This window comes from Chelativorans alearensis (genome assembly GCF_010993735.1).
GTDB classification, from domain to species: domain Bacteria; phylum Pseudomonadota; class Alphaproteobacteria; order Rhizobiales; family Rhizobiaceae; genus Chelativorans; species Chelativorans alearense.
In genome coordinates, this window is the sequence record NZ_WQNI01000019.1 from 1 (window position 1) to 12998 (window position 12998).

The window sequence follows — 12998 nt, forward strand, 5'->3', positions numbered from 1 at the left end:
GCAACCCTGAGACGGTCGGGAAACTGGCGCAGGGTCTTGGCATCGGGCGGCGGCAACTCGAGCGCAAATTCCAGTCGGACCTGGGTCTCTCCCCTTCACGGGCGGAGCTTCGGTTGCGCCTCGATGCCACGCGCCGGATGTTGGAGACCACCGTGCGGACCGTGACGCAGGTCGCTCATGCCACCGGGTTCTGCGATGCCTCGCATCTCATCAACACATTCAGGGCCGAGTTGGGCCTAACGCCGTCAGAGTACCGGCGAACGAATATGACCACGTCCATTTCCTCACGACCGCACGTTGCAGAGGTTCTCGTTCCGAGCCCACAAGAAGATCAGACAGAGTAGGATTATGAATTGCTGGATTATCTGACCGCAAAGGAAGCGCTGTTAGACGTGTGACGCGAGCCATTCCTGGCGTTCGAGCGATTCCGCGCTCGCGTGGAGATTTGTTGGCTACCAACGATTCTTGTAGCGTCGGCGGAGTATGGATCCGAGGCGAATGCCTGTATCGGTTGGAGCAAGATGGAGAGAATGAAGATCGGGGACACCTGCGTTGCGGCGGTACAGCCATCCGGTTCCGCCATTTTGGAGGATGGTTTGCCTGCGTTTCACGAGGCGCTGAAGGCAGGGATTACCCACAGCCTCGGGTTTAGCCAGGTTGGCGGGGATCCAGTCTGCTGGCGTGAGAAGGCACTGCCGGTCCTGCGCGAGCTCATCCTGACGCTGCCGGCAGCAAAGGAATTGGCCCCCGAAGTTCTCGAAACGGAAGACCGCGGCACTTATCAGGCCGCGCGCGTAGCTTTCAATGCCAGCGATGAAAGCCGCATCGAGGGGCTTCTTTTAACGCCCCGTGGGCGCGGTCCCTTTCCGGCGGCTCTTTGCCTTCACGATCATGGCTCGCGATTCGACATCGGCAAGGAAAAATGCATCCGGCCGCTGTCCGGCGCCGTATGCAAGGACGCCGCGTCCGACTGGGCGCGACGGTATTTCTCCGGCCGCTTCTATGGCGACACGCTGGCCGAACGTGGATATGTGGTGTTCGCCGCCGATGCGCTTGGCTGGGGCACACGGCAGGGGATCGGGTATGACGGACAGCAGGCACTTGCGTGCAATCTGCTGAATCTTGGCACCTCTCTTGCGGGCCTTGTCTTGCAGGAAGACGTTCGCGCAGCCGAGTTCCTGCAGAGCATGTCCGAGGTCGATCCGACACGGATCGCAGCGATTGGATTCTCCATGGGTGCCTTCCGCGCCTGGCAACTCGCCGCCCTCTCGCCCATTGTGCAGGCTACCGTCGCCGTCTGCTGGATGGCGACAAGCAAGGGCCTTATGGTCCCGGGCAATAATCATGTCCGCGGACAGTCGGCGTTCTACATGACACATCCGGGGCTTGTTCGGTATTTCGACTATCCGGACGTCGCAGCGCTGGCCGCGCCAAGGCCGATGCTGGTCTATGGAGCCCGAGAGGACCACCTGTTTCCGCCCGCCGCCGTCGAGGAGGCCTTTGCCAAGCTTGCCGAGGTCTGGGCCGCCCATGGCACCTCCGACCGGCTTGAGACGCGGTTCTGGCCGGGCGGTCATGTCTTTTCCCGCACCCAGCAGGAGGCGGCGTTCAGATGGCTCGACAGGGTGTTCGCGTGATGCCTCGTCACGGTGTGCGCGTTTCGCGCTTGCCCTTGCGGTGAGTTTTGTTGCAAATCATATAATTACATCAACTTCCCAGACAGATTTTCTGGGCAAACTGATGAGTGAGCAATTGCCGGCAACATCCATGAAGCCCAAGGGGCGAACACTGGTCGGGAACGTACGTGATGCGCTCAAGGCACAAATCGATGGCGGCCGCTACAAACCGGGCGACCGACTTCCGAGCGAGGCACAGCTCACAAAGGAATTCGCCGTTAGCCGGACCGTGGTGCGCGAAGCTATCGCCTCGCTCCGCGCCGACCGCCTGCTGGAGCCGCGACAAGGGGCGGGCGTATTTGTCCTAGAGGCGCCGAAAATCGTCGACCTCCCATTCCAGAACATCGATTTCGTCCGCGTCTCCTCAATGATCGAAATGCTGGAATTGCGAACCGCCGTCGAGGTCGAGGCGGCCGGGCTCGCAGCGCAGCGCAGATCGCCCTCCCAAGAGGAACGCATCGTGGAATGCTACCGGACCATCGCCGCCCTGGCGAAGGAAGGCAAGCCGACGACCGATGCGGATTTTGACTTTCACCTCGCCATCGCGGACGCCACGAACAATCCGAGATTTCGCGAATTCCTTGTCATGATCGGGCCCAGTGTCATCCCACGCCGCGCTTTGGGCACCAGTTCAGCTGACCCAGCGACCACGGGCTATCTCGAGGTGCTCGACAAGGAGCACGAAGAAATCGTCAGCGCGATCCTCGACGGCGACGAGGCGGGCGCCCGAAATGCAATGCTCCGTCACCTGAAGGGCAGCCAGTCACGCTATCGCAGCCTTCTGCGAAGCCCTGGCCAGCCGGATGCTGTGGATTGACGATGGCGGTAGATGGCTCTTTCTTCAGATGACCGAGGGGCAAAATGACAATCCGTGATGCTGCGGACAATAGTGCGAGAGCTGTTTTGCCTAAAGCCGAAACCCTTGTTTCGCGCATCAGCAATGCGCTGCGTCGGGATATCGAGGCGGGCGTCTTCCAGCCGGGCGACCGGCTTCCGAGCGAAAGCGAGCTTACGCGCACCCATGCCGTGAGCCGCAGCGTCGTGCGTGAGGCGATCGCGATCCTGCGGTCTGACGGACTTGTTGAGGCGCGCAAGGGCGCAGGCGTTTTCGCGCTGGCAAGAGACGGGTCCGCGGCCCTCTTCAACGACTTGACGGTGGAGCGGGTTTCCGCGGTAATCGAACTCCTTGAGCTGCGCTCCGCCTGCGAAATCCGGTCGGCGGCGCTGGCGGCGACCCGCCGGTCGGCCGCGCAGATCGAGAATATCCTGCGCTCCCATGAGGAGGTCGGCACTTGTCTGGCCAAGGGCGCGCCGACCCGCGACGCCGACTTCTGCCTGCATCTTGCCATTGCCGAGGCGACCCAGAACCGCCGCTTCCCCGAGTTTCTGCGGCTTGTGCGCCCAGGCATCATCCCGCGCGCGGAGTTGCAGGGCGGCAAGCCGGGGGAGCGCCCGCTCGATTACAACCAGCATCTTCAGGAAGAACACGCCGCTATTGTCGACGCCATAATCGAGGGCAATGCGGAGGCCGCCGCCGAGAGCATGCAGGCTCATCTGCAGGGCAGTCTTCAGCGATACCGATTGCTGCTGCGCTCGCGTACGGCCTCTTGACGGAAACGCCTCGTCCCGATTTGCATCGGGCAGCTCTCAGGCGGATGGCCTTGACAAGCAGCCTATGTGTCATACAGATTTTAATAGACATCATACAAGAACTACGCCGCAGCGCCGACAAAGGGACGGTACATGAATCGACGCAATTTTCCGGTCGTCTCCCCTTCGGAAGGGGTTGAGAGGCGAGTTCTGGCGGAGGCGCCGGAGCTGATGGTGGTCTCCTTTCGCTTCGACGCGGGTGCGGAAGGTGCGATGCATTCTCATCCGCATGTGCAGTCCACATTCGTGGAAAGCGGCCGATTCCGTTTCTTTATCGACGGCGATGCATTCGAGGTAGGAGCGGGCGACAGTTTCGTCATTCCGTCGAATGCCGAGCACGGTTGTGTCTGCCTGGAAAGCGGGCAGCTCATCGACTGCTTCACGCCGCGCCGCGATGACTTCATCTAAAAGAAAACCCATGCTCACCGTCAAAACGCGCCATGCGGTCCACCCTGGACACGCGAAGACGATGGACACCGCCGGATATCCTTTGCGCTCAGCCAGAACCGCGCATTTGTGAAGGGATGACGTACGTGAAGCAGATTCTGGCATATGGCGACAGCCTGACATGGGGGGCCGACCCCGTCACTGCTTTGCGCCACACGTATGAGGATCTTTGGCCGAGCATGCTGGAGGCCGGTCTCAATGGCGCGGCGCGCGTGATCCATGATGGGCTCGGCGGTCGCACCACTTGCTTCGACGATCACGCGGCGCCCTCGTGCCGCAACGCGGTGAAGACACTGCCGGTGGCGCTCGGAAGCCATATGCCGCTCGACCTCGTGATCTTGTTTCTGGGCACAAACGACCTCAAAGCTATCCATGGCGGCGTCGCCATCGGCGCGCAAGCCGGCATGCGGCGGCTGATCCAGATCGTGCGGAGCTATCCCTACAAGCCAGCTAACGCCGTTCCCGAGGTCCTGATTGTTGCGCCGCCGCCCTGCGCCCCATCGCGCAACGGTCCCCCCAATGGTGGGCGGCGGATCGAAGAATCGCTAGCGTTTTCAGGCCTTTACGCAGCTCTTGCTCAGGAAATGGGCTGTGCCTTCTTCGACGCTGGCATGGTGGCACAGGCCTCACCGGAGGACGGAGTTCACCTTGATCGGGAGGCGACACGGGCCATCGGCGGTGCACTTGTCGGTCCAGTTAAGGCAATTCTTGCCAGACATGTTTGAAACAGATTGACTCATCTTGTCATACATGTTTGAAAATCATCCGACCGCATGCGAGCCCGCATGCGGTGCGATTGAGGGAGGATACATGAGACGTTTTCTGGCTTCCGTCGCGCTTTGCGCTCTCGTCTTGGGCTCTGCGCCGCAAATTTCGCTGGCTGAGACACCCGACGACCAGCTCATCGTCGCGATGACTATGAACAACATCCTGACGCTTGACCCCGCCGCCATCACCGGCCGCGAGACGGTTCAGGTGCTCAACAACATTTACGACACGCTCGTCACGCTGAATCCCGACGACCGCAGCCTGCAGCCGGGCATCGCGGATAGCTGGGAGATCGCCGACGACAATATGTCCGTGCACTTCAACCTGCGCAAGGACGTGAGCTTCGCCTCGGGCAATCCGCTGACGGCGGAGGACGTTGCCTGGAGCCTTAAGCGGCTCCTGTCGCTCAACCTGGCGCAGGCTTCCTTCCTCAAGAGCCGCGGCTTCACCGCGGAGAATGCAGACAAACATTTCGTCGTGGAAGATCCGCACACCTTTGTCCTCAACCTGCCCCAGCCTGACGACCCGAAGCTGATCCTGATGCTTCTGGCGCAGAACGGGCCAGGCTCTATCCTCGACAGCAAGCTCGTCATGGAAAACGAGAAGGACGGCGACATGGGCGCGGCTTGGCTCACGCTCAATTCCGCCGGTTCGGGCCCCTACACGCTGACCCAGTGGAACTCGAACGAGTTCGTCATCCTCACCCGCAACGACGCCTATTGGGGCGATGCGCCGGCAATGACGCGCATTCTGCTGCGCCACCTGCCTGAGTCCCAGTCGCAGCGCCTGATGCTCGAACAGGGTGATATCGATGTGGGTTATTCGCTGCAGGCCGCAGATCTGAAGGCGCTTGCGGAGAACCCGGATGTCGAGGTGGAATCCACGCCGGGCGCGGGATTCTACTATCTCGCCGTCTCGATGAAGGACGAGCGCTTCGCCAATCCCAAAGTTCGCGAAGCGCTGCGCTACCTGATCGACTATGAAGGCATTAACGGCGCGATCATGCCTTTCTATGGCGAACTGCATCAGCGCCCTATCAGCTCGGGCGCGCTCGGCCTTCTGCCGGATCCGGGCTACAAGCTTGACGTCGAGAAGGCAAAGCAGCTCCTGACCGAGGCCGGTTATCCGGGCGGCTTCGAGACGACGATCCGCGTGATCTCGGAGCAGCAGTTCATGAACGCAGCAACCGCCATACAGAACACGCTAACCCAGGCCGGAATCAAGGGCGAGATCATCACAGGCTCGGGTGACCAGATCTATGGTGCGATGCGCGAACGCAAGTTCGAACTCCTGGTCGGTCGTGGCGGCGGCGGGCAGCAGCCCCACCCCGATAGCAACCTGCGGGCGCTTGCCTACAACCCCGACAATTCGGACGAGGCAGGTCTCACGAACTACCAGGGCTGGCGGACAAGCTTTTATGACGAGAAGCTGAACGGGATGATCGAGGACGCGCTGCTCGAACGCGACGGAGACGTGCAGAAGGAGAAGTACGCGGCCATCCAGGAACACATGGAAGAGATCGTCATGCCGATCCAGCCGTTCTCCGAGGTTATAGATACTGCGGCGTACCGGTCGGATGTGGAGGGGCTGGTCGTGAACCCCTGGCTCACGCGCTTCGACGAAGTGAACAAGAACCGCTGAGCGGACAGGACGGAAGAGACAAGCGGGCGCGTCGAAAGACGCGGCCGCTCTCTTTTATTCGTCAGACAGGCGGCGGAGTAGCCTGAGGACCGCTTTGCCGGCTGGACCGTTCTGCATGACCCTCGGATCAAGCCCCGAGGACCATGCCAGAACATCGAAGCGCCACTAGCGGTCAAATTAGGGTTGCCGTCAGAGCGCGCGTTCGTATGCCAGCGACGCCGCGATCAGCTCGCGGGCATAGGGATGCGTGGCTCCATTGCCCGAGATGGCCTCGCGGGGCAGAATTTCCGTCACCTCGCCGTGTTGCATCACGGCGAACCGCGCGCACATGTGGTCGACTACGGCCAGATCGTGGCTCACCATTACGTAGGTGAAGCCGCGGTCTTCGCGCAGCTTCTGGAGCAGGTTCAGGATCTCCGCCTGGACCGAGACGTCGAGCGCCGAGGTCGGTTCGTCGAGCAGCAGGACCGTCGGCTCGAGGATCAGCGCTCGCGCAATGGCCACACGTTGGCGCTGGCCGCCGGAAAGCTGATGCGGGAACCGATCGAGGAATGACAGGGGAAGACCGACATCGGTGATTGCCTTGCTCATCCGTGCCTCGCGGTCGCCGAGCTTGTGGATTTTCAAGGGCTCGGAAAGGACGGTGCGCACCGACTGCCGGGGATGGAGCGAGCCGTAGGGATCCTGGAACACCATCTGGATCTCGCGAGACCGGGCAAGGGGGGCGAGATCGCGCACGTTCGTCCCGCCGATGGTGACCTTACCGCTCCAGATGTCGGTGAGCATGGAGATGCATCGCAGCACGGTGGACTTGCCCGAGCCGCTCTCGCCCACGAGGCCGAAGCATTCTCCCGCCTCGACCGAGAATGACACGTCCGGCAAGACCCTGGCCGCGGCAGGCCCGGTCCCGAAGGTGATCGAGAGGTTTCTGATATCCACGCGCTTCATGCCGTCGGCTCCACGGCGTTGATCCAGTCGTCTTTCCGGTCGAGCACGGCAAGCGGCTTCCGGGAACCGCCGATCCGCGGCTGCGCCGCCAACAGACCTCGGGTATAGGGATGCCGGGCGTTGTCGAGTTCGCGCGCTGCCAGGCTTTCGACCATGTGCCCGGAATACATGATCAGCACGCGGTCACAGAAATTGCGCACGAGATTTAAGTCGTGGCTGATCATGATCAGCCCAATGCCGCGCTCGCGCACAAGCCCGTCGAGGATATCGAGTACCTGCAGCCGCACGGTTACGTCGAGCGCCGAGGTCGGTTCGTCGGCGATGACGAGGTCGGGATCGGCAAGCAGCATCATGGCGATCATGAAGCGCTGGCCCATGCCGCCGGAGATCTCGTGCGGATAGAGGTCGTAGACACGCATGGGATCGTTGATCTTCACCGCATCGAGCATGGCGAGCGCCTTCTCGCGTGCTTCGGCCTTGGTGCATCTGAAGTGACGCCGGTAGGCCTCGGCCACCTGGTGGCCCACCCGCTGGATCGGGTTCAGCGAGAACTTGGGGTCCTGCAGGATCATCGACATCCGCTTTCCACGCACATCGAGCATCTGCCTCTCCGAAAGGGACAGGAGGTCCAACTCCTCGAAGCGCATCTTGTCGGCTATGACCTTCGCCGTGGGCAGGAGTTTCAGGAGCGCGCGTCCGATCGTGGACTTGCCGGAACCACTTTCCCCGACGATGCCCAGCCGCTCGCGGCCGAGCGTGAACGACACGTCCTTCACCGCATCGCAGGTGGTGCCATTGTACCGGACTGAAAGGTTCCTTACGTCGAGGATGGAGGTCGCGCTCATCTCTTCACCTTCGGTTCATCTGCTTCGGGTCCAGCGCATCGCGCAGACCGTCGCCCAGAAGGTTGAAGGCAAGGCTGACGGCGAGGATGGCAAGGCCGGGAAAGGTGACGAGCCACCAGCTGTCAATCATGTATCGCCGCCCGGTGGCGATCATCGCGCCCCATTCGGGCAGTGGCGGCTGCGCGCCAAGCCCGAGAAATCCCAGCCCCGCGGCGGTCAGGATCACGGTCGCCATGTTGAGCGTGAGCCGGATCAGCACGGAGGGCAGGCACATTGGCACGATGGAGCGCCAGATGATGCGCGCTGGCGACGCCCCTTGAAGCCGCGCCGCAGCGATATAATCGGCCTGGCGGAAGGTCATCGTCTCGGCGCGGGCGAGCCGCGCTATGGGCGGCCAGGCGGTGAGCGCGATGGCGATGATGGCGTTGTTGAGGCTCGGCCCCAGTGCCGCAACGAAGGCCAACGACAGGATGAGCGAGGGGAAGGACAGAAAGATGTCGGTGATCCGCATCATCACCGTGTCGAACCGCCCGCCGAAATAGCCGGACGTCGTGCCGACCAGTAGCCCAATCGGTCCCACGATTACCGAGACGAGGAAGATGATGGTCAGCGTGATGCGCGAGCCGTACACGAGGCGGCTGAAGATGTCGCGGCCGAGTTCGTCGGTGCCGAAAAGATGCTCGCCGCCTGGCGCCTGGAGCGTATTGCCGAGATTCTGCACATAAGGATCGTGCGTTGCAATGATCGGTGCAATGAGCGCCACCAGAATGAGCAGCGTCAGAACGACCAGTCCGAAGGCCGAGGGCGGGCTGCCCCAAAGGAAGCGCACGATGTTGATCGCCGGGCGGAACGCTGCAGACGCGCGCGACCGGGCTTGCGGTATCTCACTCATCGGGTCCTCGGGTCGAAGATGCGGTAGAGGATGTCTGAGATCAGGTTCAGCGCGATGAAGATGATGCCGACGATCAGCACGCAGGTCATCACTGCGTTCATGTCGCCGATGATAAGGTTGTTCGTCAGGTATTGTCCGAAGCCGGGCCAGGCAAAGACCGTCTCGATCAGCACAGCGCCTTCGAGAAGCGAGCCGTAGGCCAGCGCCACGATCGTCACGAGTTGCACGCGGATGTTGCCGAAGGCGTGGCGCCAGATCGTCTGCGCGTTGGACAGGCCTTTGACCCTCGCGGTGGTGATATATTCCTGGTTGATCTGGTCGAGCATGAAGCTCCGCGTCATGCGGGTGATGTAGGCGGAGGAGGAATAGCCAAGCAGCGAGGCCGGCAGAATCAGGTGGTTGATCGCGGAGCGGAAGATGTCCCATTGTCCGGCCAGCGCGCTGTCGATCAGGAGAAAGCCTGTCTTTTCAGGCACCATGCCAATGTAGAACTGGCTCATCCGGCCGCTGCCGCCAACCCAGCCGAGCTTGGCGTAGAGAATGATGAGGGCGATCATGCCGGTCCAGAAGATCGGCATGGAATGCCCCATCAGGCTGAAGACCCGCACCAGGTGATCTTGCCAACGGTCCTTCTTGACCGCCGCGAGCACGCCCAGCGGCACGCCGAGCCCCGCGCCGATCACGATGGCGAAGGTGGCGAGCTCGATGGTGGCGGGAAGGACATGCAGGATGTCCTCGATGACCGGGCGGCCGGTGCGGATGGAGGTTCCGAAATCGCCCGTCAAAACGTCGCGGAGATAGAAGAGGAACTGCTCCCAGAGCGGCCGGTCGAGGCCAAGCTGCCGGAACACTTGTTCATAGGTCTCGCGGGTTGCGTCTTCACCGACGATGGCGCGCACCGGATCGGCGGGCATCATGCGGCCGATCACGAAAGTCAGCAGCAAAAGGCCGAGCAACGTCACCAGGATCGTGATTGCCTGACGCATAAAGCCGTTCAGCCGATACGTCGTCATCTCTCCTCCCTCACGCAACCGGGCGCTGAACAGGTGCGGCAAATGCTGTCCGACATGTCTGGACGACTTGTCATATAGACATAAACCTGTCAAGCACGCCGATCGGCTCCTTACTCGAGACCTCGAACGCCCGGCGGTCCGCCGGCAGGCGCTCCCGCTCAGCGAACCCGATTGTTCTCGATGACGGCGAAGTCGATGTCCTCACCCAGCCCCGGGCGGTCGGGCACGTAGACGTAGCCGTCCTTGTCCATCGGGTCGGACAGCGATTTCAAGTAGTCGAACCCGTCATCGTATTCGAGGAACGGATGCAGGAGCCCGCGCTCGTACCAGCGGCAGTTTTTGGAGGCGGCAACGACGTGCAAGTTCATCGCTGTGTTGCCGTGCACCTCACATGCCATCCCGAAACATTCGGCCAGACGCATCGTCTTGAGTGCAGGTGTGATGCCGCCCACGTCGTTCACGCCGGTTCTGAGGATGTCGCAGGCGCCCTCCTTGACCCATTCGGCACGGTTCCAGTGCTTTCCGGCAGCGCTTTCCGGGCCGACGACGGGGATGTCGAGATTGTCCGCCAGCCACTTGTAGGAGGACATGGACTGCTCGTCCATCGGCTCCTCGATCCAGTCGAAGCCCAGCTTCTCCAAGCCCCTGCCGAGCGTGAGCGCATCCGTGCGGGAATACCAGTGGAAGGCGTCGATCATCAGCCGGATGTCGGGCCCCACCGCCTCACGCACCGCCGCACAGGCCTTGAGGTCCATCTTCACGTCGGGCGCCCAGCTCACCGGGGGCATCCAGGTGTGCAGCTTGATCCCCTTGTAGCCGCGCTCGACCAGCTTCTCCGCGAAGCGGCCGTAATCCTCGGGCGTGGCAAGCCCCCCTTCGAGCTCGTCGCCGCACATGATCGACCCATAGGCCAGCACCTTGTCGCGGTAGGCGCCAATCAGCTTGTAGACCGGGGTATTGAGCGTACGACCGGCGAGGTCCCACAGCGCACAGTCGACGACGGCCAGCGTGCGGTCGGTCAGTTGCGCGGCCGAGCCCCGCTGCCAGTGGGCCAGCTCCTGCCAGAGCCTCTCGCGGTCGCGGTGATCCTGCCCGAGCAGCACCTTCTTGACGAATTTCTCGATGACGTGCGGACGCACGATCTCGGGGGCGGTAAAGGAGTGGCCTTCATGCCCGTCCTCGGTGCGGACGGTCAACATGGCCTGTTCGACCTGATGGGCCGGCCCCGGGTGAGCATGGCCGGCGCTGTCGGAATGACGCCGGGTGGTAGTCTTAAAGACCCGGACAACGACATCAGTAATGATCACGCGCTTCGTCCTTCTTCACACGCCGCCGACAGGCTGGAGGCCATCGCATCTCAGGCGTTGGCGTCGATGAGGTCCTTGAGGATACGCTCTTCCTCGGCCATGCTGTATGGCAATTGAAGGCGCGGGTCAATAATTCGTATGATAAGTTTGGGAATGCTAACAGACTGGTCGGCAGATCAGGGATTAACAGCCCGCTCCCTTAGGCATCGCCCGGTTCGCGTCCGAACGCGGCTCTGATTTGAAACTTCTCCCGGGAGCGGGCTCCCGCAGTCGTGCGACGAGGGATTAACATGTTAGTGTGTTGACACTAGTATTTCAGATAAGTAGCTTACCCAAATTCAAAGGGTATGATCCACAAATTCAGGGAAACGCGGCGGCATGTCCGAGCCGATTTTTCAGACGGCAGAGGAAGAACTAGCTGCCGCTCTTGAGCCTGGGTCAGTGCTCGTGGGCGACGAGATCCCAGAACGCTACTGGAACGACTGGAGCTCCTTGAGCGCCAGCAAGCCAGCCGTTCTGTTGCGCCCGCGGACCACTGAAGAAGTCTCAGTTGCCATGAATATCTGTCACGCGCGCGGCATCCCCGTCGTACCCCAGGGCGGGCTCACGGGGTTGAGTGGCGGTGCAAGGCCGGTAGAAGGCTGCGTCGCGCTGTCGATGGAGCGCATGAACGGTATTGTCGAGATCGATCCGGCTTCTGCGACCATAACCGTGTGGGCAGGCACACCCTTGCAGAATGTACAAGCTGCGGCGGACGAGTCCGGTTTCTATTTCGCGCTCGACCTTGGCGCGCGTGGCTCCTGCGCTATCGGGGGCAATGTCTCCACCAATGCCGGGGGCAATCGCGTGATCCGCTACGGGATGGCGCGCGACATGGTGCTGGGCATGGAGGTGGTCTTGCCTGACGGCACCATCGTCTCCAATCCCAACAAGATGCTGAAAAACAATTCCGGCTACGATCTGCGCCAGCTTTTCATCGGTTCAGAAGGCACGCTCGGCGTCATCACCAAGCTAGTCCTTCGGCTTTTCCCCAAACCCGCCTGCACCTTCGCCGCGCTGTGCGGCCTACCTGACTACGATGCGGTGCTGCGGCTGCTTTCAGGCGCACGGCGGAAGCTCGGTCCGACCTTGTCGGCCTTCGAAGTCATGTGGCCCGACTATTGGGAGATCGCCACCGGCAAGGTGCCCAATGTGCGTGATCCGCTTTCCGGAAAGCACACCTTTTATGTGCTGGTCGAATCTCAGGGAACGGACGAGAGGCTCGACGGGCAGCGCTTTGAAGCCTTCATGGAGGAGGAATTCGAGGCCGGCTCTATCGCCGACGCGGCGATTTCGCAGTCCATGTCCGACGTGGAAGCCTTCTGGAGGACGCGCGACGCGGCGGCCGACTTCAAGCTCGTGCTTGGCAACCACATGGCTTACGACATCGGCCTGCCGGTCAAGGATATGGACGCCTATGCCAGCCGCTGCCGCGCGCAGCTTGCCAAAGCGCTGCCTGGCTGCATCGCGCTCTTCTACGGCCATATCGGCGACGGCAACATGCATATTGTCTCCTGCGTGCCGGGCGCGGAGAGGCTGGCTTCGGAGGAGATGAACCGGATTGTTTATGGCCTGGTGCGCGATTTCGGCGGCACGATCTCGGCCGAGCATGGGATCGGCCTCACCAAGAAGCCTTATCTGCACGTTTCGCGAACGCCGGAGGAGCTTGAGCTGATGCGACGTGTCAAGAGGGCCCTTGATCCCACCGGCATGCTCAATCCCGGCAAGATCTTGGACATCCAATAGATCCGAGTATGGCGAGGGGAGGAGAT

Annotated in this window: 13 protein-coding genes; 8 read left to right on the forward strand and 5 right to left on the reverse strand. The window is 61.8% G+C overall.

Annotated elements, in window-relative coordinates; genetic code table 11:
- From GPJ75_RS23815 to GPJ75_RS23845, 7 genes are all read left to right on the forward strand, one after another.
- A partial coding sequence (locus tag GPJ75_RS23815) for a helix-turn-helix domain-containing protein (RefSeq protein ID WP_163272077.1) occupies window positions 1-344 on the forward strand: 344 nt, incomplete at its 5' end.
- A 252-nt stretch (window positions 345-596) separates the two neighbouring features.
- Window positions 597-1637, forward strand: coding sequence for a dienelactone hydrolase family protein (locus tag GPJ75_RS23820; protein WP_205602627.1), 1041 nt, complete (start codon window positions 597-599; stop codon window positions 1635-1637).
- Between the two features lie 103 nt (window positions 1638-1740).
- Complete coding sequence (locus GPJ75_RS23825) at window positions 1741-2493, forward strand: FadR/GntR family transcriptional regulator (protein WP_163272081.1); 753 nt, start codon at window positions 1741-1743, stop codon at window positions 2491-2493.
- Between the two features lie 44 nt (window positions 2494-2537).
- Window positions 2538-3287 (forward strand): FadR/GntR family transcriptional regulator, encoded by a 750-nt coding sequence (locus GPJ75_RS23830; RefSeq protein ID WP_163272083.1) that lies wholly within the window; start codon window positions 2538-2540, stop codon window positions 3285-3287.
- Window positions 3288-3419: 132 nt separating this feature from the next.
- Window positions 3420-3734 carry a cupin domain-containing protein gene (locus GPJ75_RS23835; RefSeq protein WP_163272085.1) on the forward strand — a complete coding sequence of 105 codons (315 nt, stop codon included), beginning with the start codon at window positions 3420-3422 and terminating at the stop codon, window positions 3732-3734.
- Window positions 3735-3859: 125 nt separating this feature from the next.
- On the forward strand, window positions 3860-4498 hold the full coding sequence (locus tag GPJ75_RS23840; protein ID WP_163272196.1) for an SGNH/GDSL hydrolase family protein: 639 nt from the start codon (window positions 3860-3862) through the stop codon (window positions 4496-4498).
- Between the two features lie 85 nt (window positions 4499-4583).
- Complete coding sequence (locus GPJ75_RS23845; RefSeq protein WP_163272087.1) at window positions 4584-6182, forward strand: ABC transporter substrate-binding protein; 1599 nt, start codon at window positions 4584-4586, stop codon at window positions 6180-6182.
- 189 nt (window positions 6183-6371) lie between these two features.
- On the opposite strand, the gene GPJ75_RS23850 is transcribed toward GPJ75_RS23845, so the two are convergent.
- The 5 genes from GPJ75_RS23850 to GPJ75_RS23870 form a co-directional block, all read right to left on the reverse strand.
- Window positions 6372-7130 (reverse strand): ABC transporter ATP-binding protein, encoded by a 759-nt coding sequence (locus GPJ75_RS23850; protein ID WP_163272089.1) that lies wholly within the window; start codon window positions 7128-7130, stop codon window positions 6372-6374.
- Window positions 7127-7975, reverse strand: a complete 849-nt coding sequence (locus GPJ75_RS23855; RefSeq protein ID WP_163272091.1) for an ABC transporter ATP-binding protein — start codon at window positions 7973-7975, stop codon at window positions 7127-7129. Before GPJ75_RS23855 ends, GPJ75_RS23850 begins: the two co-directional genes overlap by 4 nt.
- Before the next feature lie 4 nt (window positions 7976-7979).
- A complete protein-coding gene (locus tag GPJ75_RS23860; RefSeq protein ID WP_163272093.1) occupies window positions 7980-8867 on the reverse strand; it encodes an ABC transporter permease in 888 nt (295 codons plus the stop codon).
- The gene (locus GPJ75_RS23865) at window positions 8864-9880 is read right to left on the reverse strand and encodes an ABC transporter permease (protein ID WP_163272095.1); all 1017 of its coding nucleotides are present in this window, start codon (window positions 9878-9880) and stop codon (window positions 8864-8866) included. The genes GPJ75_RS23860 and GPJ75_RS23865 overlap by 4 nt, the downstream gene beginning before the upstream one ends.
- Window positions 9881-10038: 158 nt before the next feature.
- A complete protein-coding gene (locus GPJ75_RS23870) occupies window positions 10039-11187 on the reverse strand; it encodes a mandelate racemase family protein (protein WP_163272097.1) in 1149 nt (382 codons plus the stop codon).
- Window positions 11188-11565: 378 nt separating this feature from the next.
- On the opposite strand from GPJ75_RS23870, the gene GPJ75_RS23875 reads away from it, so the two are divergent.
- Window positions 11566-12972, forward strand: a complete 1407-nt coding sequence (locus GPJ75_RS23875) for an FAD-binding oxidoreductase (RefSeq protein ID WP_163272099.1) — start codon at window positions 11566-11568, stop codon at window positions 12970-12972.
- Window positions 12973-12998: the final 26 nt, after the last annotated feature.

What these genes read in the sequence shown, in the direction of transcription:
- GPJ75_RS23855 (WP_163272091.1), bottom strand. Translation starts at nt 7,975, where the DNA reads ATGAGCGCGACCTCCATCCTCGACGTAAGGAACCTTTCAGTCCGGTAC.
- GPJ75_RS23860 (WP_163272093.1), bottom strand. Translation starts at nt 8,867, where the DNA reads ATGAGTGAGATACCGCAAGCCCGGTCGCGCGCGTCTGCAGCGTTCCGC.
- GPJ75_RS23830 (WP_163272083.1), top strand. Translation starts at nt 2,538, where the DNA reads ATGACAATCCGTGATGCTGCGGACAATAGTGCGAGAGCTGTTTTGCCT.
- GPJ75_RS23865 (WP_163272095.1), bottom strand. Translation starts at nt 9,880, where the DNA reads ATGACGACGTATCGGCTGAACGGCTTTATGCGTCAGGCAATCACGATC.
- GPJ75_RS23875 (WP_163272099.1), top strand. Translation starts at nt 11,566, where the DNA reads ATGTCCGAGCCGATTTTTCAGACGGCAGAGGAAGAACTAGCTGCCGCT.
- GPJ75_RS23845 (WP_163272087.1), top strand. Translation starts at nt 4,584, where the DNA reads ATGAGACGTTTTCTGGCTTCCGTCGCGCTTTGCGCTCTCGTCTTGGGC.
- GPJ75_RS23835 (WP_163272085.1), top strand. Translation starts at nt 3,420, where the DNA reads ATGAATCGACGCAATTTTCCGGTCGTCTCCCCTTCGGAAGGGGTTGAG.
- GPJ75_RS23825 (WP_163272081.1), top strand. Translation starts at nt 1,741, where the DNA reads ATGAGTGAGCAATTGCCGGCAACATCCATGAAGCCCAAGGGGCGAACA.
- GPJ75_RS23850 (WP_163272089.1), bottom strand. Translation starts at nt 7,130, where the DNA reads ATGAAGCGCGTGGATATCAGAAACCTCTCGATCACCTTCGGGACCGGG.